This window comes from Parabacteroides sp., from assembly GCF_977054455.1.
Genome location: NZ_CDRTCT010000004.1, coordinates 46,100 through 68,528 on the forward strand (window position 1 = coordinate 46,100; position 22,429 = coordinate 68,528).

A 22,429-nucleotide genomic window follows, 5' to 3' on the forward strand; every position below is an offset into this window, starting at 1 on the left:
GTAAGATAATCTGCTGTATGGTAAAACAATATTTGAAACAGGCTTTCTACATGCTGAAAGAGAATCGTCTTGTCAGCATTATCTCCATAGCGGGTACGGCGATATCGATTGCTATGATTATGATCGTGGTGCTGGTGTTCCAAATCCAGTTCGCCAACTATTATCCGGAGAACGACCGCGACCGGATGATGTATGTGGAAAGCGGCACGGAAGTACAGTCTTCCAATGGTTGGAACAGAGGGAATATGTCGGCCGAAGCGGTCAAGGAGTGTTTCTACTCGTTGGAACTTCCGGAAGCCGTATCGGGTTATGCTCTGAGTTTGAAACCGCTTTCCATTCCGGGAAAGCGTATGTATAAAGGATATGAGATCAAATACACCGACCCCGGCTTCTGGCTGGTCTTTTCTTTCCGGTTCGTGGCGGGGAAACCTTTCACGCAGGCCGACTTCGATTCCGCCATTCCGGCGGCCGTCGTTTCGGAAAGCGTGGCACGGAAGCTCTATGGCTCCACGGATGTGGTGGGGAAGGACGTGGTTATCGACCAGGCCGTTTATACGATTTGCGGCGTGGTGGAAGATGTCAGCCGCGCCGCCGACACGGCTTTCGCCTCTGTTTGGGTGCCCTATACGACCGACCGCATCCTCTTGGCCAATACGACGAAAGAGAATATGGCCGGCTCCTTTTCCGTTTGCATTTTGGCGAAGCGGAAAGGGGATTTCGATGCCATCCGACAGGAACTGGACCGTCAGATCGAACGTTATAACGGGATGAAGAAAGACTGCAAGATCAATTTCATGGGGAATCCGATTACTCGTTTGGATGTCGCGATCGGTTCTGAGGGGCAGGTGCATGTGTCGTTAAAGGACTATCTGCTGGAGACCGGATCGTTGCTGCTCTTCCTGCTGTTTGTCCCCGCCTTGAACCTGTTGGGGGTGACGCAGTCTGCCGTACAGAAGCGGCGGGCGGAGATGGGGGTCCGGAAAGCTTTTGGGGCGACCTGTGGAGTATTGATCCGTCAGGTATTGTACGAGAACGGGTTGATGACGTTGATCGGAGGAGCGTTGGGATTGATCCTTTCGCTGTTGTTCCTTCCGGTTTGCAAGGATTTCTTATTGAAGAGTGCGGATACGGCGTTAAGCGGCGATATGCTTTTCCAGCCGATAACGTTCGGGGCGGCCTTGCTGTTTTGCCTGTTGCTGAATCTGCTTTCAGCGGGCATACCGGCAGCACGGATAGCTCGCCAGAAGATCGTGGTCTCTCTGAAAGACGGTGAAGAGTTTAAAGAATAAGAGGAGGATATAGAAATGATCAAGCATATATGGACAATGATTTGGAACCAGCGGAGCAGTAATGGCTGGATATTCATGGAGTTGTTGTTGGTGTTCGGTGTACTTTGGGTTATGATGGATTCGATGTTGGTCAGCTTGTGTACTTACCAGCGTCCGCTTGGGTTTGACATCACGAACGTCTACAAGGTGAACATCGGGAAAAAGGCGGCAGGCATACCGGGTTATAAGCCTGATTCGTTGTTGAATACATCTACGGGTGAAGATCTGGTACGTTTGACAGGAAATATCCGCCGGGCCCCGGAAGTGGATGAGGTATGCATCGCAAACGCCTCTTGCCCGTACACCTGGTCCAATAGCTGGACTATGTTAGTGAGGGCGGATGCCGATACCAGCATGAAGGCCGATTATTTCCAGTGTTTCCGTACGACGCTTTCCTATTTTGACGTGTTGCGTATCAAAGATCGCGAAGGCCGCCCGTTGCGTCCGATAGTGGAGAATAATATCGGCGATTTGGTGATAACGGCCGATTTGGAGGATAAGTTCTTCGAGGGAGAGTCGGGCATAGGGCAGCGAGTCAAATGGTCAGCTTGGGAAACGGAATCCATAACGGTTGCTGCCGTTACTTCTCCTATCCGGCAGAATGAGTTCAGTGTGAGCACTCCTTGTTTATATCGATTGATGCGTACGGACGAAGAAGTGGTTGAAATGATCTCTTGGGCAAAGGCGGAGAATGTGGATTGTTTGGTCCGCATGAAAGACGGCTTCAAGGCGGAAGAGATGGAGGCCTTCCTGGATAAGATGGGTCAGCAGTTGGAGGTGAACAACTTATATGTGTCCTGTGTGATCCCGTTGGAAGAGCAACGTCCTGTGATCCTGAAAGGCCGGATGGACAACTTGAAGAAGAAAATCGCCTTAGTCGGTTTCATGCTGGTGAATGTCTTCTTCGGCATTGTCGGCACCTTCTGGCTCCGCACGCAATATCGTCGGGGAGAGATCGGACTGCGGTCGGCATTAGGAGCTTCGCGAGGCACGTTGAAGCGGTATCTCGATGTGGAAGGGCTTTCGCTGCTCGCTTTTACCATTCCGTTAGTGCTCATCTTCATTGCCAATACGCTTTATTTTGATCTGCCCGACACGGCAAAAATGGCTTACACCTGGTGGCGTTTCTTAGTCGCTTTCGGCGGTGCGTTCCTGTTGCTGGCCGCCATGATCTGGGTCGGTATCTGGTTTCCGGCACGCAGGATTGCGAAGATGGACCCGGCAGAGGCTTTACATTACGAATAATAAATAGTAGCTAATATGTTCAAACAGTATTTCAAACAAGCCATCCAGATGTTGAAGGAGAATCGCCTTACCAGTGTGATCTCGATTCTTGGAACGGCGCTTTCGATTGCGATGATACTGGTGGTGATTCTCCAGTTTCAAATCAGACTGGTAGGTTTCCGCCCGGAGTCTAACCGGGACAGGATGCTTTATATCCTGGGGATACGGGCGGACTCGCGTGACGACAAGAACCGCAACTCGACCGCCATGTCGGACGGTGTGGTGAAGGAATGCCTGTACGGTCTTCAGACCCCTGAAGCGGTGACGGCTATGGCCGGAGGCAGTACGATCGTTTCGTTGCCGAACCGCCGGTTGTTCGAAGAATTTACGGTTCGTTACACCGATCCCGGCTTTTGGAAGGTGTTCGATTTCCATTTCCTCTCCGGGAAACCTTTTACGGAGGCCGATTTCAGTTCCGGCCTGCCCCGTGCAGTGATCACGGATCGGTTGGCACGCAAGCTCTTCGGCTCGGAAGAACCGGTAGGGAAAGAGATCCTGATGGGCTATGTGGCCTATCAGGTCACCGGTGTGGTGAAGGAACCGACGCGGGCTGCCGGGGGGGCCTATTCCGATGTCTGGGTTCCCTATACCAGTAATACCAATTATGTGGATATGAAGTCGTGCGGTGGCGTTTGCGGGAACTTCACTGCGGTGATTCTGGCACGTACGCCCGGCGATTTCGATGCGATCCGGGCGGAGATCCGTCAGGCGGTGTCGCGCTATAATGCAGCCGGGCGGGAATTTGTGCTGGGTATCAATTACGTGTTTTCCCGGATGGACATAGCGTTGGGATCGAACGATATGAACGGAGGCATACAGGTCGGTTGGAAGGAGTATCTGGTTGACAAAGTCCCCTTGCTGCTCTTCTTGCTGCTGATTCCGACGTTGAACCTGACGGGTGTCGTGCAGTCGTCCGTACAGAAACGCCGTTCCGAGATGGGAGTCCGCAAGGCGTTCGGGGCAACGAAAGGACGCCTCCTGACACAAGTCTTGTGCGAGAACCTGATCACGACGTTGATAGGGGGGATCATCGGGATTATCCTCTCCGTCGTGCTGCTTCAACTCTGTAAATCATTCCTCCTGTCCAAAGAGACGGTACTCACGTTTGAGATGCTGTTCAAACCCGTGTTGTTTGCCGCAGCCCTCTTCTTCACCCTGTTGCTGAACTTGCTGAGCGCCGGCCTGCCCGCCATCCGCATCGCCAGGGAACAGATTGTGGAGGCATTGAAAGAAAATTAGTCTATAACATATTAACGATAGATAAACTGAATACAATGATCAAACATATCCTGAAAATAATGTGGAACCAGCGTCGCAGTAACGGCTGGATATTTGCGGAGTTGCTGATTGTCGCCTGTGTGCTTTGGATGATGACGGATGCGTTCTGGGTGGATAACCGGACATACCATGCTCCGTTGGGATTCGATATCGAGAACGTCTGGCGTTTCAAGTTAAGCAAACTGGATGCGAAAGCTCCGGGCTACGTCGCCGATTCCCTGTACCATTCGTCCGATCCGGAAGACCTCACGCAGTTGATGACCCAGATCCGCCAGAACCCCGAAGTCGAGGATGTCTGCGTCACCTTCTATTCCTGTCCCTATTCGAACGGCAACTCCTGGCGCGAAGTCAAGCCGGTGGATGGCGATACCGTGTATGCCCATAATATGCAGACGTTCCAGTTGCGTAACGTCACTCCCGAATACTTCCGCCTTTTCCGTATCCGGACAGCAGACGGAGAGCCGGTGTACGACAAGGTGGCCGGGAAACACAATGTGATCGTCATCACTCCGGAGATGGCGGAAGGTTTCTATCACGGTGCTCCGAACGTCGTGGGCCGGCGCGTTTATCATGGCGGGAATGATTTTACGTCCGAGATCGCGGCCGTTTCAGCTTCCATCCGTTCGAATGACTATGAACGTCCGGAAGCCTGTTACTTCCAATGCCTCGAAGGAGAACTGTACAACTCGACCGTCAGCAGTTTCGGAGCCAGCAGTGCCGAGTTCTGTGTCCGTATGAAACACCCTTATACGCAGGACGAGATGAATCGTTTCCTGGACGGGATGGAAGAGCGGCTGACGGTAAACAACCTGTATGTGTACGGCATTTCCCCGATCTCTTCTTTCCGCGACCGCCAAATGTATTACTATGACCGGGAGGCGAACAACAAGATGTCCCTGATGGCTTTCATGCTGGTGAACGTCTTTTTCGGCATCATCGGTACTTTCTGGCTCCGCATGCAGAACCGCAAGGGCGAGATCGGCCTCCGCATGGCCTTGGGCGCCCACCGGATCACGTTGAAACGTTATATGTACACCGAGGGCCTTTGCCTGCTGGCACTGACATTGCCGCTCGTCATCCTCTTCGCCTTCAACATGGTGTTTATGGACAAGCTCGATACCTATCGCCAGCCGCTCAGCTTGGTACGCTTCGGCGTGACTTTCGGTATTACCTACCTGATGATGGCTGCCATGATCTGCATCGGCATCTGGTTCCCTGTCCGCAAAGCCGTCCGGACGGCTCCGGCGGAGGCGTTGCATTATGAATGAGAAGATTTGCAAAACCGGACAATGTGTTCAATATCGGACACCTCTTGTTTTGTGTAGTTGTTGATTAATAGTTCTTTACCTCTTTGGCACGCAATTTGCCCCTTAGAGGACATATCGGTAAATCATCATTAAACAAAAGAAATAATAACAACGGGCCGGCCCCAAGGTCTGTCCCACAACAAACAATAACGATTATGATAACACTTACAAATCTTGAGAAGATCTACCGGACGAAAGAGATCGAGACGGTTGCCCTGGAGAACGTGAACCTGACAGTCAATAAGGGAGAATTCCTGAGTATCATGGGCCCCTCCGGATGCGGCAAATCCACCTTGCTGAACATCATCGGCCTCTTGGATGCCCCGACCTCCGGCACTGTCGAGATTGCAGGGACCAACACGGTCAATATGAACGACAAGCAACTGGCCGAGTTCCGTAACCGGAAGTTAGGTTTCGTCTTCCAGTCTTTCCACCTGATCAATTCGCTGAACGTGCTCGATAATGTCGAACTGCCCCTTCTCTACCGTAAGGTCAGTGCCAAAGAACGCCGTGAAGCCGCCGTCGCCGTGCTCGAAAAGGTCGGCCTCTCGCACCGTATGCGCCACTTCCCGACGCAGCTCTCCGGCGGCCAGTGCCAGCGTGTCGCCATCGCCCGTGCCATTGTCGGGGGTCCCGACATCATCCTCGCCGACGAACCGACCGGTAACTTGGACTCCAAGATGGGCGCCGAAGTCATGGAACTGCTCCACAAACTGAACAAGGAAGACGGACGCACCATCGTCATGGTCACCCACAACGAGGACCAGGCCAAGCAGACAAGCCGCACGGTACGCTTCTTCGATGGCCGCCAGGTGATGTAGGAAGACGAGGCTCTGCGTCACTGCCCGAAGATGGACGTCTTGCAGGCCCGATGTAGCTAAGCGTCTATCATGCCGCATAGCTATGCGGTTGGTTGCCGCAAACCTATGCTGCTTAATGCCGCGTAGCTATGCGGTAACAAGCCGCAAACCTACGCGGTAAGATCGAAGCAACGGTGTAGAGGCTTTAGACGACGGTAAAGGTGAGATAGCCATACCGCTCTTGTTTGTAAGGGCGGTAGGCGGGGTTGAATTGGCTGCCGATGACCGCCTCCCATTCACCCGGCGTAAAGTCGATGTCGGTGAGGAAGCAAAGGCGGTTCACCGAGTTGACGGACATCTTGCTGGGAGGATAGAAATATTCTTCACCGGTAGCGACACACCGGAGCTGGACGCCGACACCGGGCAGGTCGCCCATCAGCGTCAATCGCCTGCCGTAGATCGAGATGAACGGATGGCGTCCGGCAGGAAGCTGGTTGTAAGGCTCGGTGCTGTCGACCGTGCGAGGTTCGATCTTGAGGCTGACGTAGGCCGGACGGGGGGCATTGGCAAAAGTTTCCTGCGTGATGTTTTCGACCGGGATGCGTGCCGTGCGCTGTTTCAGTTGGGGCGAAGGGCGGAGGCAAGGGGTGAGGGCATGTTTCGTGCGGTTGAACTTCTCGCCCAAGTATTCGAAGCTCCCGGAGGTGGTGATCTCCGTGCGGCCGAAGCCGAAATCGACGTTAAAGCCGTCTTCGATGGCCTCGTAGATCTCGTTCTTGATGATGTTGAAAGCCGTGACGAGGGTCTCTTTGCCGTATATGCTCCTTTTTTCGACAATACGTTCGGCGATCGTTTCGATGCCGATGGTACGGCGGAAGATGACACTGGCTCTATAGCCTTTGTAGCCGGGCAGGTAGCTTTTGCTGACGCGGATATATGATTTCGGGGGCTTCGGTCCCAGTTCTGATTCAGGTAATTCTTTGTCCATGATCGTTCAGATTTAATGATTAGGTGATAAAGGTAAGAATAAAAAAGGTAATAATATAAATCAGCTTTTACCAAACCAATACATTATATATATGTATAAACAATATCTCAGACAAGCCTGGCAATTGATGAAGCAGAACCGTTTCTTCAGTGCCGTCTATATCATCGGTACGGGATTGGCGATCTCGATGGTGATGGTGATGGCTATCGCCTATCATATACGTACGGCCAATATGGCTCCTGAAGTGCATCGCGACCGGATGCTGTATGTCTCTTTCCTTGAATATGCGAAGGATAAAAGCAACAGCTCGTTCTTTTTCAGCGCCCGCTCGGCTAAAGAATGCCTCCTGTCCTTGCGAACGGCCGAGGAGGTGGCGGTGACGACCGACCCGACGATCATGTCGATATTGGCAGGCGAATCGTATGCCCGGCTGTCCGGCACGGGTGATCCCTACAAGGTGGTGATGATGGGGACCAACGACGGCTTTTGGCGTATTTTCGACTTCACCTTCGTAGACGGCCGCCCGTTCGGCGAGGCGGAGTTCCGGTCTGCCGTGCCCCGTGCGGTGATCTCTTCGTCGCTGGCGAGGAAGCTCTTTTCGCGGACGGATGTGTCGGGACAGGCCTTCCTGCTGGATGATGTGGAATATATCGTGAGCGGAGTGGTGAAGGATGTATCGTACATCACCCCTGCGGTCGTTGCCGATTTGTGGGTTCCCTATTCCTGCCTTCCCACCGTTATGGAGACGGGCAGTAGCGAACGGGAGGCATCGCTGGGCTTTCTGGTAGGATGCATCCTGCCTGCCCGCGGCGTCTCCGAAGAAGAGGTGGCGCATGAACTGGACGAGCAGATCCGGCTTTACAACTCGACCTTGCGCGATGGGAAGATCCGGCTGATGAATGGCCTGGAAGCACATGGCAGGCATGTGGTCAGCCAGTTCGCAGGAGGAAGCATCGGGAGCGGGGCGAGCGGGGCAAACGGGATGAACCCGGTGGATGTCCTCTATTTCGTATTCTTCCTGCTGATCCTGCTCTTCCTGCTGGTCCCGGCTATCAATCTTTCGGGCTTGAACGCCTCCCACATGCAGGACCGCATTGCCGAGTTAGGCGTGCGCAAAGCTTTCGGGGCGTGCAGGACGGGGCTGTTCATGCAGATTTTGATCGAGAATATGGTGCTGATGTTGCCCGGAGGATTGGTCGGCTTGCTGTTCTCTTACCTGCTGATCCTGCTTTTCCGGAATCTGTTGCTGGTTCCGGGAGTGTTCGTCATGATGACGGGCGGGGCGAATATGGACCTGACTCCGGGGATGATGCTGAACCTTCCGGTCTTCGGGTATGCCTTTTTGGTCTGTTTGGTGCTCAACTTCCTGTCGTCGTCAATACCGGTCTGGCGTGCCGTACGGGTGAATATAATAGATGCTATAAACGGTTAAACGGAGAAATGCCATGTTTAAACATATACTCAAACTGATCAAGGCCCAGGGCAAAAGCAATGCCTGGGTGTTTATGGAACTGCTGATCGTCTTTATCCTGCTCTGGTGGTCGATCGATACGACCCTGATGCAGGGGATTACCGCCTTGCAGCCGGAAGGCTTCTCGGTTGATAATGTCTGCAAGGTCACCTTGGCGGTCCGTCCGCGCACCAGCGCTTCCTATGTGGATTATCAGGAAGGCGGCGAAGAGGCCGGGAAAAACTATCTTCGTATTATCGAGCGTCTGAAGATGCACCCGGATGTCGGGACGGTCGCTTTCTTCGGACCGCATTCGGCGCCTTTTAATTATTCGAGTAATAGCAGGACTTGCTGGAACGATACGGTCTCGGCAGTCAACAGCCTTTGTTATACGGTCACACCGGATTATTTCCGGGTATTCGGCATCCATGCCGTTGACGGAGGTTCTCCCGACCGGTTGGCGGATGCCTTGGCAGACGGATGGGTCGTCAGCCGGACGTTGGAGGAGAAGCTCGTTGATGGTGCGCATTTGCAGGGCAAGCGCTTGGCTTGGGATAATAAAGGGGATAGCACGACCTACCGTGTCAACGGCATAACAGTTCCGATCAAGAAGCAGGGTTTCGATCAACCCCGTCCGGTTGTTTTTACGCTCCTGACGGAAAAAGATCTATACGAGGCAGACGAGCGGGAATTGGGGCAGATGCAGATCGCTTTCCGCCTTCGCTCCGGTGTAACGGGCTCGTCCGACTATGCGGCATCGTTCAAGACGGAGATGAAGCAGAGTTTGGCTGCCGGCAACTTCTGGCTGGCCGATGTGCAGTATTATCCGGATATCCGCAGGAAGTTCCTCGACAACACGATGCAGGTGAACGGGCAGAGATTGAATATCGCAGTGAATGCCTTCCTGTTGGTGAATGTCTTCTTAGCGGTGATCGGCACGTTCTGGTTTCGTGTGAACCGCCGCAAGGGCGAGTTGGGGCTGCGTATGGCAGTTGGTTCTTCCCGCCGCACGATCCGGCAACTGGTCGTTGGCGAAGGGTTGTTGATCCTGACGATTGTCAGCATTCCGGCTTTGCTGCTTTGCCTGAACATGGCTTATGCCGATATGCTCAGCACGGTGGTGATGAAGGTGACCTTCGGACGTCTGTTGGTTGTCAGCCTGTTGACCTGGGGAATCCTGGCCGGCATCATCTTCCTGGCAACCTGGTATCCGTCCCGCAAAGCGTCGCGGTTGGAGCCGGCGGAGGCGTTGCACTATGAATAATTGTCAATTAAAAAACAAATGGTATGATAAAAATCTATCTCAAACAAGCCTGGAACCTGATCCGGCAGGAACGTCTCTTCAGCCTGATCTATATCGTCGGGACAGGGCTGTCCGTGTCGATGGTGATGGTCCTGTCGATCGTCTTCTACATGAAGGTTGCCAATATCTATCCGGAGACGAACCGCGACAGGATGTTGGTCGCCAAGAGCGGGATGGTCAAACATAAGAACGGTTCCAACTCCAGCAGTTCCCTTTCCGAGGAGATGATCAACACCTGCTTCGGCTCTTTGAATGGTGTGGAGGCGATTGCCTTGATTTCAAGGGACGATGGCGAATGCATGGTGCAGCCGGATGGAGATCCGGTACAGTTGCCGGTGGCGGTCAAGTACGTGAATACGGACTTCTGGAAGGTCTTTGAGTTCCGCTTTTTGAGTGGCAAACCGTTTACCGATGCTGACCAGCAATCGGCTATCCGGACGGCAGTCATTGCCGAGAGCCTGGCGCGTCGTCTGTTCGGTACGACCGATGCTGTGGGCAAGTCCATCTCGGTCGATTTCCGGCAGTACCAGGTCTGCGGCGTGGTGAAAGATGCTTCGCTGGTTACGGAAAAGACATATGCTTTGGTCTGGTTCCCCTATACGGTGGCCGACGGATATAAGTCGCGAAGCAGTTGGAACGACACTCGGGCATTAGGCGATTATAGGGCTTATATATTGGCTGCGGAGGGGACGGATTTGAAAGCCCTGAAAAAGGAGGCGGAGGAAAATGCCGAACGCTACGGGAAGACGTTGGGTGAAGGTACTTTTACGGCATTGGGACAACCGGATTATTATTGGCAGTCCTGCTTCCGGTATTGGAGCAACGTCAGTCCGGATTACGGGTTGGTGGCCCTGCAATACGGGTTGATCATCCTGATCTTCCTGCTGGTTCCGTCTGTCAGCCTTTCCGGCATGACCGATTCGCGCATGGAAAGGCGTTTGTCGGAGATGGGCGTGCGGAGGGCTTTCGGGGCTCCGGTCGGTTCGTTGATGACACAGATCATTTCGGAAAACTTCCTGTTCACGATACTGGGCGGAGTGTTCGGACTCTTTTTTTCGTATCTGCTGATCTATCTCACGCGTGACTGGATTCTGCAGATCGGGGCAAGTTTTGTCAATGCTTTGCCGGAAGGGGCGGATATTGTTTTTACTCCCGGCATGCTGATGAACTATCAGGTGTTCGGCATTGCGTTGCTCGTCTGCTTCGTGCTGAACCTGCTTTCTGCGCTGGTTCCTGCCTGGAGGGCTTCACATCGTCAGATTATTAATTCGTTGAATGCAAAATAGGCGCTTTATGTTAGTACATATATTTAAACAGTTATGGAACCGTAAGCGGAGTAACTTATGGATCGGAATAGAACTTTTGCTGGTTTTCTGCCTGCTTTGGTACATTGTGGATTATTTCTTTGTCCTCGAATATAACAAGAGCCTGTCTTCTTGCCGGGACTTGGATCATACCTGGCAAGTGAATGTGGCTTTGCTCCCTGCGGAACATCCCGACTATCAGCCGAGTGAAAGCGATTCGACTGCGCTTCTTGACAATTATAACCGTGTGCTTGACCGGATTCGCCGGTATAAAGACGTGGAAGCGCTGACTGTATTAAGCGGTTGGAGCACGCCCGGGGGAGGCAGTTTTTATGGCGACTGGTTCCGGAGCCGTCGGGATACGACACGTGAGGGGAACGGACAGGCTATAATGTTTGACCCGCAGACTGATTTCTTCAAGGTATTCCGGCATACGACACAGGATGGCAAGCCCGTATCGGTCGAAGATTTCGATTGGTCGGACCCCAAGGCGATCGTAATCGGTGATCTGGCTGCCAAAACCTTTTTTCCGGACGGGAAACTGTTAGGGGAGGTCTTGGAGAGTCCGAACAGTCCGGAAGACTATTATTTCGTAGTAAAAGGTTCGATCGGAGATATTAAACGCTTCGATTATGAACGTCCCCAGCTGGCTTTCTATCGTCCGGAACGGATAAAGCCCGATAATATAGCAAATATGGAGATTGCTATCCGCAGTCGGGAGCACCTGTCGGACGGGCGATTCCTTCAGAACTTTAAGAATGCGATGAGCCGTGAACTGCGTATAGGCAACTTCTACCTGAGAGGAATCAAATCCTATAACCAGATTAATGCCGAAACGGATTTCACATTCGGACAAACGAGCGATGTACGGATACGCACCGGCATGATGCTATTCTTCTTGGTCAACATCATGCTTTGCGTCATGGGTACTTTCTGGTATCGTATTCGGGTACGGCGTGATGAGGTCGGTTTGCGTATGGCGATGGGGTCGACACGTACGAATATCCGGAAGATGTTGATATTGGAAGGGCTTTGCCTGCTGGCTGTCGTGGTTCTGCCTGCTATGCTGATCGAGGCTCAGTTTGTCTATCTCGGTTTGATCGATACGTTGGGACAGGGGAAAAACAACCTGGGGTATCTTCCCGACCGTCTCGTCCTGCGTTTTATCCTGACCAATTTATTAACCTGGGCTTTGCTGGCGGTTGTGATTGTGGCGGCTATCTGGCTTCCGGCCGATAAAGCAGCCAAGATGGCGCCGGCAGAGGCCCTGCATTATGAATAAAGATTGATAATGACACTATTTGTTTTTTATAAAAAAGCCCGGTTTCGCAGGGATTGCGAGGCCGGGCTTATTCTTTTAAAATGTCATGGAAGCATAGATGCCGAAATGTTTATCGCTTGCAACAGGGCTGATAGACAGGTTATGCTTCGCGGCAAACGGACGGGTGAAAATATAGGCGCTTCCGGCTCCGAGAGCGGCTCCCGCTACCACGTCCCACCAATCGTGCTTCTTGGCATATGTCCGGCTCCATCCTACATACGAGGCAATCGCATAGGCCGGAATTCCCCATTTCCAGCCGTAGCGCCGTTGGATAAACGCTGCTCCTGTAAAGGATACCGAGGTATGCATGGAAGGAAACGAATGTTTGTCGCTGCCGTCCGGACGCTCTTTCTTGATCAGATATTTCAGAGCATATGTCATACCTATAGTAGAAACTCCTGCCAAAGCGCCTTGCTTCAATCCTTGCCAGTCCTGCAACACCAACACGGTGGTCAGGCTCGCTACAGGCGTTACGAACGCCAAAACATCACCGGATGTACGGACAGCCTTACGGCTATCGCTTATCTCAACTTCCTGCGCTTTTCCCGATAAACAAACGAATAATACGAAAATCAGGGTAAGAATTCGTTTCATTTATAGATATGCCTGGTTCGCGTTATTTGCTTCTTTCAAGAATGATGCGGCTGATACGTGCTTGTACCTGCATTAAGGTTACAAGGTCTGCGCTTTCAAAGTCGATATCGATGAGTTTAATTTTGCTTTTTTTAGCCATTCTGTGTGGAGAATGTCCCATTTCCTGTACTAAATCATCAATCATTTCTTTAATTTTCTCTGCTCTTTTCGGATAGTTTACTGTGCGTGCCATAATCTCCTGTTTTTAATGTTTAATTAATAATGGCACAAATATAAACAAAGAGAATTGTAAAACAATGAAATAAAGGATTATTCTTTTAAATAGTTATTTAAAATCCCAGTTTAGGAAGAAAAATAATCAATCCGACTATTGCTGCCGCTATTGCTATAATTAAAACGGCACCTGCTGCGAGGTCCTTCGTCTTTTTTATCGCTTCGTTGTATTGGGGTGAGACCAGATCGGCCAATGATTCAATGGATGAATTGATTGCTTCGGCCGATAATACAGCTCCGATTACGATCACGACCGCTGCCCATTCTGTCTTGGATAAACCAAAAGAAAAGCCGGCTATAACTGCACAAATAGCTGCGAAACAATGTATCCATGCATTGTGCTCTTTTTGTATTAATAAACGGATGCCATTGAATGCATACCGGAAACTGGCCAGTCGTTTACGAAAAGTGAAGCCGCTGTTTTTCATATTATTTATTGTTTTTGAGAGAATGCGACAAAGATATAAATAATACTTCAAAAACGGACACACTGTTCATTTTCGGACACTATCGTTTTTGACATGTTGCAGATAATCAGTTGTATATCTTTTTGGCATAGCTTTTGCCAACGGAAAGACAAAACATTTATTACGATGAAAAAGATCTATATAGTCATTATCTCTCTCTTGTTGTCGGGTACCGGATTGCAGGCGCAGGAACAAGATACTGTCAGGCTGACCCTCAAAGAAGCGATCCACCTGGCGCAAATGCAATCGGTGGATGCTGCGGTTGCCTTGAATGAACTGAAGACTGCTTACTGGGAATACCGTACGCATATCGCCGATCAGTTGCCGGAGATCAACTTCAAGGGGACGCTTCCCGCTTACAACAAACAGTATTCCAAATACCAGCAGTCCGACGGTTCGTACACTTTTGTCCAGAATAACTCGCTCGGCTTGAACGGGGAGATTTCGATCGATCAGAACATCGCCTTGACCGGTGGTAAGATATCGCTGAACTCTTCCCTCGATTTCAACCGACAGTTGGGAAAGGGGGCTTTCAACGAATATATGAGCGTGCCTATCGGGTTGACGCTCACGCAGCCGATTTTCGGTGTGAACGACCAGAAATGGAAAAGGCGCATCGAGCCTGTCCGCTACCAGGAAGCGAAAGCTGCTTATATCGAGAGCGTTGAAGGGGTGACGATCAACACGATCGGCTATTTCTTTAACCTGCTGCTGGCGAATGAGAATTTGCAGATTGCCAGACAGAACCTCGAAAATGCCGATAAACTGTATGAGATAGCTGTTGCCAAGCGCAAGATCGGTCATATTTCCGAAAGTGAACTGATGCAGTTGAAGTTGTCCGCCTTGCAGATGAAAGGAAAACTGACCGAGGCGCAGTCCGGTCTCAATGCCCATATGTTCCAGCTCCGTGCTTTTTTGGGTTTGAGCGAACAGGAGGTGATCGAGCCGATCCTGCCGGAGTCCGCCCCTTCTCTGCGGATGATCTATGAGGTTGTGTTGCAAAAAGCGCAGGAAAACAATTCGTTCGCCAAGAATATTCGTCGTCGCCAGCTGGAAGCTGACTATGAGGTCGCGACAGCTAAAGGAAACCGCCGCAATATCAACCTTTTCGCCACGATCGGTTATACCGGAAAGGACCACACGTTTGATGCCGCTTATAACCGGCTGAAAGGAAACCAGGTGGTCGAAGTCGGTATGACGATACCGATTCTCGACTGGGGCAAGCGCCGGGGGAAAGTGAAGGTCGCCGAGTCTAACCGCGATGTGACGTTGTCCAAGATCCGTCAGGAGGAGATCAGTTTCAATCAGGATATTTTCCTGTTGGTGGAAAATTTCAACAATCAGGCCGCCCAGTTGGAGATCGCGCAGGAAGCCGATGCGATCGCCGAGAAGCGTTACAAGACTTCTATCGAGACATTCATGATCGGAAAGATCAATATCCTGGACCTGAACGACGCGCAACAATCGAAGGATGAGGCAAAGCAGAAACATATCCAGGAACTGTATGATTATTGGAACTACTATTATAATATCCGTAGCGTCACCCTCTATGATTTCATCAATGACCGGACTCTCGATGCGGAATTTGAGAAGATCGTGAGACGATAATTGATTTAATTCCATAAATTTGCAAATTATAAATCATAAATTTGAAATCATAAATCAATGATCTTGATAGTAGACGATGATGCAGCTGTTCGTTCTTCGCTAACCTTCTTGTTGAAACGCGCCGGGTTCGAACCGGAAGCTGTTCCGGGACCGGAACAGGCGTTGGCTGTCGTGCGCCGGACGGTGCCGCAACTTATCCTGATGGATATGAACTTTACGTTGACTACCACCGGTGAAGAGGGCATACAACTGTTGAAGAAGGTGAAGATTTTCCAGCCCGACGTTCCGGTGATCCTGATGACGGCATGGGGATCTATTTCGCTTGCCGTACAGGGAATGCAGGCTGGCGCTTTCGATTTTGTGACCAAACCCTGGAACAATCTTGTATTGCTGAAATCCATCCGTACGGCAATCGAATTGAGCGAACAGAAGAAGGAGCAGGAAACGCCTTTGAACCGCCTGGATGCTGATAATAAATTTCATTTTGACAAGATCATAGGCCAGAGCGCCCCGTTGATGGATGTGTTGGGGACGGTTTCCCGGATCGCTCCGACCAACGCTTCCGTCCTGATAACAGGCGAGAGCGGAACAGGGAAGGAGCTGATTGCCGAAGCGATCCATACGAACAGCCCGCGTGCGAAGGAGCCGTTTGTAAAGGTCAACCTCGGCGGACTTTCGCAAAGCCTCTTCGAGAGCGAGATGTTCGGACATAAGAAAGGAGCGTTCACCGATGCTTACATCGACCGTACCGGACGTTTCGAGATGGCAAATAAAGGGACGATCTTTCTCGACGAGATAGGGGATCTCGAACTGTCCTGTCAGGTGAAGCTGCTACGCGTCCTGCAAGACCAGACGTTCGAGGTACTGGGCGATAGCCGTCCCCGCAAAGTCGATATCCGTGTGGTCAGCGCGACAAACTGCAACCTGCGTGAAATGGTGGCTGAGCGCACGTTCCGGGAAGATTTGTTTTATCGTATCAACCTGATAACCGTCCACCTGCCCGCACTCCGCGAGCGTAAGGACGACATCCCTTTGTTGGCACGCTATTTTGCTGACAAACAATCGGAGATGAACGGCTTGCCTGCTGTTCGCTTTTCGTCTGAAGCCTTGACCTTCCTGCAAAAACTGCCTTATCCGGGTAATATCCGTGAGTTGAAGAATTTGGTGGAACGGACGATGCTGGTATCGGGGAAAGCAGTCCTGGAAGCTTCTGACTTCGAGGGCCAGTGCCTCCATACGACATTGTCGGCAAAAGCTGAGGCTGCTCCTTCGCTTGAGGGGCTGACACTGGACGAGTTGGAAAAGCAAACGATTCTGCAGGCGCTGAAGACACATGCCGGTAATCTTTCGCACGTCGCCACGGCACTCGGTATCAGCCGGGCAGCCCTGTACCGACGCCTTGAGAAATATGATATCCCTGTAGACAAATAAATCGCAACGGCTGATGAGAATAAGAGGATTGTTTTGGATTTTGACTGCATTGTTGTTGTCCGTATTGGCGATCATTACCTATCATGTTTTCTATACGGAATCCTCCCTCATGTTCTTCTTCGTGGAAGGGGTCGTGATTCTGACGATCATCTATTTGCTTGTGTTCTATAGTCGTATCATCAAGCCTCTTCATATCATCGGGAACGGTATGGAATTGTTGAAGGAGCAGGATTTCAGTTCCCGTCTGAGCCACGTGGGGCAGAAGGAGGCGGACCGCATCGTCGATATTTTCAACAAGATGATGGAACAATTGAAGAACGAACGCCTGCATCTACGGGAACAGAACCATTTCCTGGATTTGCTGATCAATGCTTCGCCGATGGGAGTGATTATGTTGAACCTTGATAAGGAAGTTCTTTCTGTCAATCCGGCGGCTCGTAAGATGTTGGGAATTCCTTCTCTGCCGGATATCGTAGGCAAGCGTCTGCCGGAACTGGATTCGCCTTTGGCGGCGGAGTTGGAACCGATCCCCTTGTACGATTCGCAGACAGTCCGCCTGAACGATGCCAATATATATAAATGTACGCACTCATCGTTTGTGGACCGTGGTTTCCATCATTCGTTCTATTTGGTGGAAATGCTGACGCAAGAAGTCTTTAAGGCCGAAAAGAAAGCGTATGAGAAGGTGATCCGTATGATTGCCCACGAGGTGAACAACACGACTGCCGGCATTACTTCCACATTGGACACGCTTGAGGCGACCTTCAGTGAGATGCAGGATACGGAAGATATCTGTGAAGTCCTGCGTGTTTCGATAGAGCGTTGCTACAGTATGAGCCATTTTATCACGAACTTTGCCGACGTGGTCCGCATACCGGAGCCGCAAACCAAGATGCAGCCGCTGAATGTGGTCGTCTTTTCGTGCAAGCGTTTTATGGAAACGATTTGCCTGAACCGGAATATCCGGATCGTGATGGAACTGGACCCCGTTTCGCCGGTTGTCAATCTGGACAATTCACTCTTCGAACAGGTGCTGGTTAACATCATCAAGAACGCCTCTGAATCGATCGACCACGATGGCGAGATCTATATCCGTACCTCCCGTAATCCGGTCTGCCTGGAGATCGCCGACACCGGAAAAGGTATTGACAAGGAGACGGAGGCCAAGCTGTTCAGCCCCTTCTTTTCCACCAAACGCGGCGGTCAGGGCATCGGCTTGATATTTATCCGTGAAGTGCTCCAGAAACACAACTGTTCTTTTTCCCTCAGGACGTATGCGGACGGGCTGACCCGGTTCAGGATATTGTTCGAGTAATATACCGGAAAGGTTGATTGAATGGAATGATAATAAGGAACTATGATGTCTGTATAAATAAAAAAAGAGGACCGAAGTCCTCTTTTTTATTGTCAAGTTATACACAATGCTTATTTGGTTGCGTTGATAGCGTCCAGGATCTTTTTGGAGTTGGCATCGGCTGCGTTCAGGGCGACTGCTTGTTCCAGGTAACTTTTCGCTTTTGCCATTTGGGCATCTGCCTTTTTCTTTTCAGCTGCGTATTTGTCAGGATCGGATGTTGCGATCGGGTTGGCATCTGCCAGGATTTTTGCACCTGCATTGTAGAACATAACGCCGAGGCTGTACAGAGCGTTGCCTTTATATTTGGCGTTACCTACAACTAATACGTCTTTAAACAGTTCTTCTGCTTCTGCTGTCTTACCTGCTTTCTGGGCAGCCTGTCCTTTTTTCATGCAATAGGCATACAAAAGTTTTTCGAGGTTTGCGTTCTGGGCATTTGCTTTCAGACCTGCTTCAACTGTAGCTGTAAAATCGGCTGCTTTGTCCTGGCTACGCAAAGACATTGCTTTTCCAACATAAGCATCGTCTGCTTTATAGCCCTTTTGAATGGCCATGTCATAGAATTTGATGGCATCGTCATACTTTTTAGCATTATAAGCCGCAAATGCACAGTTAAAAATACGGCTTTCATCTTCATAGTTCGTAAGTTTCAGGTATTCGCTGTATTTTGCTACAACTTCGGGATAGTTTTTTGCAGTCATGGCTGCGTCTCCTTCTTCGCGCAGTTTGTCTGCGTTCGCATCTTGTGCGAATAAATTGCCTACACTCAGGCAAAAAGCCAGTAATAAGATAATTTTCTTCATGGTGATTAAATGTAATATTTAAATTAGTCCGACTAAGGTAGTAAGTGTAATGTAAGGAACAAAAGGATTTTATGTTTTTTTAGATTTATAAAGAAAACAAAGGCGACCTTTTGGGGTCGCCTTTGTTTTAATGTCAACGGTTAGGACTATAAACCTTGTCCGTGGCAGTTCTTGTATTTCTTACCGCTTCCGCAAGGACAGGGATCGTTGCGGCCTACACGTTTTTCGGCGCGGATCGGTTCCTGGCGCGGTTGTTGCGGGGCACGTTCTTCCGGATTGTTGTTACCGGTGATATCGGTCTTTTGAGCACGATATTTGCTCATGTCCTGGCGGTGTTCGGCTTCTGCTCTCTGGATGGCGATACGCTGACGGGCAGCCTCTTCCATCGCAGCCTGATGGGCTGCCATAGCCTGCTTTTCTTCTTCGGTCGGTTCTTCGCGAACAGGGATCTGACCACGCATCAGGACAGCGGCTGTCTTACGGTTCATTACATCCACCATATTCTTGAACAGGTTGTAAGATTCCAGCTTGTAGATCAACAGAGGATCTTTGTTTTCGTAGCTGGCGTTCTGTACCGAGTGACGAAGTTCATCCATCTCACGCAGGTGTTCTTTCCAAGCTTCGTCGATAGTGTGCAGGACGATCGATTTCTGGAATGCTTTCGTGATGGCTTTGCTTTCCGTTTCGTAAGCTTCTTTCAGGTTGCAGGAAACATTATACATACGTTTACCATCCGTGATAGGAATCATGATGTTTTCATACATGGCGCCCTGATGTTCGTAAACCTGTTTGATGACCGGGTTGGCAACCTGAGTCATGCGTTCCATGCGGCGTTTGAACAGTTGCAGCGCTTCATCGAACAGCTTATCGGCCAGCTTGTCGGCTTTGCCACTCTTGAATTCTTCTTCCGTGAACGGACATTCCATTGCGAAAGTCTTGAACAGTTCCAGCTTGAAACCTTCGTAGTCGCCATCGGCATGCTGGTCGACGATGGCAACGGAAGTATCATAAATCGTATTCAATACGTCCAGACCGATACGTTCTCCCATCAGGGCGTGACGGCGGCGGGTATAAATTACGTTACGTTGCGAGTTCATCACATCGTCGTATTCCAACAGGCGCTTACGGATGCCGAAGTTGTTTTCTTCCACCTTCTTCTGTGCGCGTTCAACGGATTTGCTAAGCATGCTGTGTTCCAGTACTTCACCTTCCTTGAACCCTAATTTGTCCATCAGTCCGGCGATCTTTTCGGATGCGAACAGACGCATCAAATCGTCTTCCAGAGAAACGAAGAATACGGAAGAACCCGGATCGCCCTGACGTCCGGCACGGCCACGTAACTGGCGGTCTACACGACGGCTTTCATGACGTTCCGTACCGATGATGGCCAAACCGCCGGCTGCTTTTACTTCCTGCGACAGCTTAATATCGGTACCACGGCCGGCCATATTGGTAGCGATCGTCACCGTACTGCTCTGTCCGGCAGTCGCCACGATTTCGGCTTCTTTCTGGTGCAACTTTGCGTTCAAGACGTTATGTTTAATCTTACGCATGGTAAGCATACGGCTCAACAATTCGGAGATTTCGACGGATGTCGTACCCACCAGTACCGGGCGCCCTGCTTCGGTCAACTGGACGATCTCATCGATTACAGCGTTATATTTTTCGCGTTTCGTCTTGTAGATGCGGTCGTTCATATCGTTGCGGGCGATCGGGCGGTTTGTCGGGATTACGACAACATCCAGTTTGTAGATGTCCCAGAATTCACCGGCTTCCGTTTCAGCCGTACCGGTCATACCTGACAGCTTGTGATACATACGGAAGTAGTTCTGCAGGGTGATCGTAGCGAATGTTTGTGTGGCTGCTTCGACTTTTACACCTTCCTTGGCTTCGATTGCCTGGTGCAAGCCGTCGGAGTAGCGTCGTCCGTCCATGATACGGCCTGTTTGTTCGTCGACGATCATGACCTTGTTGTCCATCACGACATATTCGTCGTCTTTCTCGAACAAGGTGTAGGCTTTCAGCAACTGGTTGATCGTATGTACGCGTTCACTCTTGACAGAGTAGTTGGCCAGCAATTCATCTTTCTTGGCTTGTTTTTCTTCTTCATTCTGGATATGTTCCAACTGGGAAAGCTGGGAGGTGATATCCGGCAATACGAAGAATGTAGGGTCGTCGGTCTTGCCGGTCAGCAAGTCGATACCTTTATCAGTCAATTCGATACTGTTATTCTTTTCATCGATCACGAAGTACAGTTCGTCTGTCGCTTCGTGCATGTGGCGCATGTTTTCAGACATGAAGTATTCTTCGGTCTTCAACATCTGGGCTTTTACGCCCTGTTCGCTCAGGAATTTGATCAGCGCCTTGTTACGCGGATATCCCTTGAAGGAACGGTACAGTTGGATAGAACCTTCTTCCACCTCTTTCTGGTCGCTGCTTGCCATTTTCTTCTTGGCTTCGATCAGCAACTTGGAACAAAGGTCTTTCTGTGCGTTTACGACGACTTCCACGTTCGGGCGAAACTGTTCGAACAACTGTTCTTCGCCACGGGGGATCGGGCCGGAAATAATCAACGGTGTACGGGCATCGTCGATCAATACGGAGTCGACCTCATCGACAATGGCATAGTTATGTTTGCGCTGTACCAGGTCGTTCGGGCTGATCGCCATATTGTCACGCAGGTAGTCGAAACCGAATTCGTTGTTCGTTCCGAACGTGATGTCGGCATTGTAAGCGGCGCGGCGGGCATCGGAGTTCGGCTGGTGCTTGTCGATACAGTCTACCGACAGTCCGTGGAACATATACAACGGGCCCATCCATTCCGAGTCACGTTTTGACAGGTAGTCGTTCACGGTTACCACATGCACACCGTTACGAGTCAATGCGTTCAGGAATACCGGCAGGGTAGCCACCAATGTTTTACCTTCACCGGTCGCCATTTCGGCAATCTTACCCTTGTGCAGTACGACACCACCGAACAACTGTACATCGTAGTGAACCATGTCCCAGGTGATTTCGTTACCGCCGGCAACCCAATGGTTGTGGTAGAGAGCCTTGTCGCCGTCGATTTCCACAAAGTCGTATTTGGTGGCCAGGTTACGGTCGAAGTCATTTGCCGTTACTTCGATCGTTTCGTTTTCGGAAAAACGGCGGGCTGTATCTTTCATGATGGAGAATACTTCAGGAAGGGATTCTTCCAATACTACTTCCATCTTTTCCGTGATATTCTTTTCGATCTTGTCTACTTCCGCCCAGATCGCTTCACGTTCTTCCAGTTCCTTGTCGTCGATGCCTTTACGCAGTTCTTCTACTTGGGCGCGTTCATCGGCTACATAATCCTGGATACGCTGTTTGATTTCATCTGTTTTTGCACGAAGCTCATCGTTCGAGAGCTTTTGGATTGACGGATATACGGCCTTGATCTTATCCACATACGGGGTAATTTCTTTCAGGTCACGCTGCGACTTATTGCCGAACAGCTTCGTCATAAATTCATTAAATCCCATGATATATTTGTTTTATTTATTTTCTGT

The 22,429-nt window shown here is 50.6% G+C and carries 18 protein-coding genes; 12 read left to right on the forward strand and 6 right to left on the reverse strand.

Annotated elements, in window-relative coordinates; all coding sequences use genetic code 11:
- The first annotated feature begins 17 nt into the window (after positions 1–17).
- From ACW6QF_RS02745 to ACW6QF_RS02765, 5 genes are all read left to right on the forward strand, one after another.
- Positions 18–1,289: an ABC transporter permease gene (locus ACW6QF_RS02745; protein WP_456086736.1), complete on the forward strand. Its 1,272-nt coding sequence runs from the start codon at positions 18–20 to the stop codon at positions 1,287–1,289.
- A gap of 15 nt (positions 1,290–1,304) precedes the next feature.
- Complete coding sequence (locus tag ACW6QF_RS02750) at positions 1,305–2,573, forward strand: ABC transporter permease (protein ID WP_456086737.1); 1,269 nt, start codon at positions 1,305–1,307, stop codon at positions 2,571–2,573.
- A 15-nt stretch (positions 2,574–2,588) separates the two neighbouring features.
- Positions 2,589–3,851: an ABC transporter permease gene (locus tag ACW6QF_RS02755; RefSeq protein WP_456086738.1), complete on the forward strand. Its 1,263-nt coding sequence runs from the start codon at positions 2,589–2,591 to the stop codon at positions 3,849–3,851.
- A 35-nt stretch (positions 3,852–3,886) separates the two neighbouring features.
- Positions 3,887–5,158: an ABC transporter permease gene (locus ACW6QF_RS02760; protein WP_456086739.1), complete on the forward strand. Its 1,272-nt coding sequence runs from the start codon at positions 3,887–3,889 to the stop codon at positions 5,156–5,158.
- 194 nt (positions 5,159–5,352) lie between these two features.
- Positions 5,353–6,018, forward strand: a complete 666-nt coding sequence (locus tag ACW6QF_RS02765; protein ID WP_298551564.1) for an ABC transporter ATP-binding protein — start codon at positions 5,353–5,355, stop codon at positions 6,016–6,018.
- 184 nt (positions 6,019–6,202) lie between these two features.
- Here ACW6QF_RS02765 and ACW6QF_RS02770 read toward each other — a convergent pair whose 3' ends face one another.
- On the reverse strand, positions 6,203–6,985 hold the full coding sequence (locus tag ACW6QF_RS02770) for a DNA-binding domain-containing protein (RefSeq protein WP_456086740.1): 783 nt from the start codon (positions 6,983–6,985) through the stop codon (positions 6,203–6,205).
- 91 nt (positions 6,986–7,076) lie between these two features.
- Here ACW6QF_RS02770 and ACW6QF_RS02775 point away from each other — a divergent pair, with 91 nt between their 5' ends.
- The 4 genes from ACW6QF_RS02775 to ACW6QF_RS02790 are packed head-to-tail and all read left to right on the forward strand — an operon-like array spanning position 7,077 to position 12,324.
- Positions 7,077–8,417 (forward strand): ABC transporter permease, encoded by a 1,341-nt coding sequence (locus ACW6QF_RS02775; protein WP_456086741.1) that lies wholly within the window; start codon positions 7,077–7,079, stop codon positions 8,415–8,417.
- A 13-nt stretch (positions 8,418–8,430) separates the two neighbouring features.
- Positions 8,431–9,699, forward strand: a complete 1,269-nt coding sequence (locus ACW6QF_RS02780) for an ABC transporter permease (RefSeq protein ID WP_456086742.1) — start codon at positions 8,431–8,433, stop codon at positions 9,697–9,699.
- 23 nt (positions 9,700–9,722) lie between these two features.
- Positions 9,723–11,024, forward strand: a complete 1,302-nt coding sequence (locus ACW6QF_RS02785) for an ABC transporter permease (protein ID WP_456086743.1) — start codon at positions 9,723–9,725, stop codon at positions 11,022–11,024.
- A gap of 7 nt (positions 11,025–11,031) precedes the next feature.
- Positions 11,032–12,324 (forward strand): FtsX-like permease family protein, encoded by a 1,293-nt coding sequence (locus ACW6QF_RS02790; protein ID WP_456086744.1) that lies wholly within the window; start codon positions 11,032–11,034, stop codon positions 12,322–12,324.
- 75 nt (positions 12,325–12,399) lie between these two features.
- Here ACW6QF_RS02790 and ACW6QF_RS02795 read toward each other — a convergent pair whose 3' ends face one another.
- From ACW6QF_RS02795 to ACW6QF_RS02805, 3 genes are all read right to left on the reverse strand, one after another.
- The gene (locus ACW6QF_RS02795; protein ID WP_456086745.1) at positions 12,400–12,957 is read right to left on the reverse strand and encodes a phosphatase PAP2 family protein; all 558 of its coding nucleotides are present in this window, start codon (positions 12,955–12,957) and stop codon (positions 12,400–12,402) included.
- Positions 12,958–12,979: 22 nt separating this feature from the next.
- Complete coding sequence (locus ACW6QF_RS02800) at positions 12,980–13,189, reverse strand: hypothetical protein (protein ID WP_298551551.1); 210 nt, start codon at positions 13,187–13,189, stop codon at positions 12,980–12,982.
- A 97-nt stretch (positions 13,190–13,286) separates the two neighbouring features.
- Entirely contained in the window at positions 13,287–13,658 is a 372-nt protein-coding gene (locus ACW6QF_RS02805; RefSeq protein ID WP_456086746.1) for a diacylglycerol kinase family protein, read from the reverse strand.
- 165 nt (positions 13,659–13,823) lie between these two features.
- Between ACW6QF_RS02805 and ACW6QF_RS02810 the strand changes: the two genes are divergently transcribed.
- From ACW6QF_RS02810 to ACW6QF_RS02820, 3 genes are read left to right on the forward strand one after another with little or no spacing between them, the layout of a single operon-like run.
- A complete protein-coding gene (locus ACW6QF_RS02810) occupies positions 13,824–15,305 on the forward strand; it encodes a TolC family protein (protein ID WP_298551546.1) in 1,482 nt (493 codons plus the stop codon).
- A 57-nt stretch (positions 15,306–15,362) separates the two neighbouring features.
- The gene (locus ACW6QF_RS02815; RefSeq protein ID WP_456086747.1) at positions 15,363–16,736 is read left to right on the forward strand and encodes a sigma-54-dependent transcriptional regulator; all 1,374 of its coding nucleotides are present in this window, start codon (positions 15,363–15,365) and stop codon (positions 16,734–16,736) included.
- 13 nt (positions 16,737–16,749) lie between these two features.
- Positions 16,750–18,051, forward strand: coding sequence for a sensor histidine kinase (locus ACW6QF_RS02820; protein WP_456086748.1), 1,302 nt, complete (start codon positions 16,750–16,752; stop codon positions 18,049–18,051).
- 110 nt (positions 18,052–18,161) lie between these two features.
- Here ACW6QF_RS02820 and ACW6QF_RS02825 read toward each other — a convergent pair whose 3' ends face one another.
- Complete coding sequence (locus ACW6QF_RS02825; protein ID WP_456086749.1) at positions 18,162–18,896, reverse strand: hypothetical protein; 735 nt, start codon at positions 18,894–18,896, stop codon at positions 18,162–18,164.
- Between the two features lie 146 nt (positions 18,897–19,042).
- Entirely contained in the window at positions 19,043–22,402 is a 3,360-nt protein-coding gene (gene secA, locus ACW6QF_RS02830) for a preprotein translocase subunit SecA (protein ID WP_456086750.1), read from the reverse strand.
- Positions 22,403–22,429 lie beyond the last annotated feature (27 nt).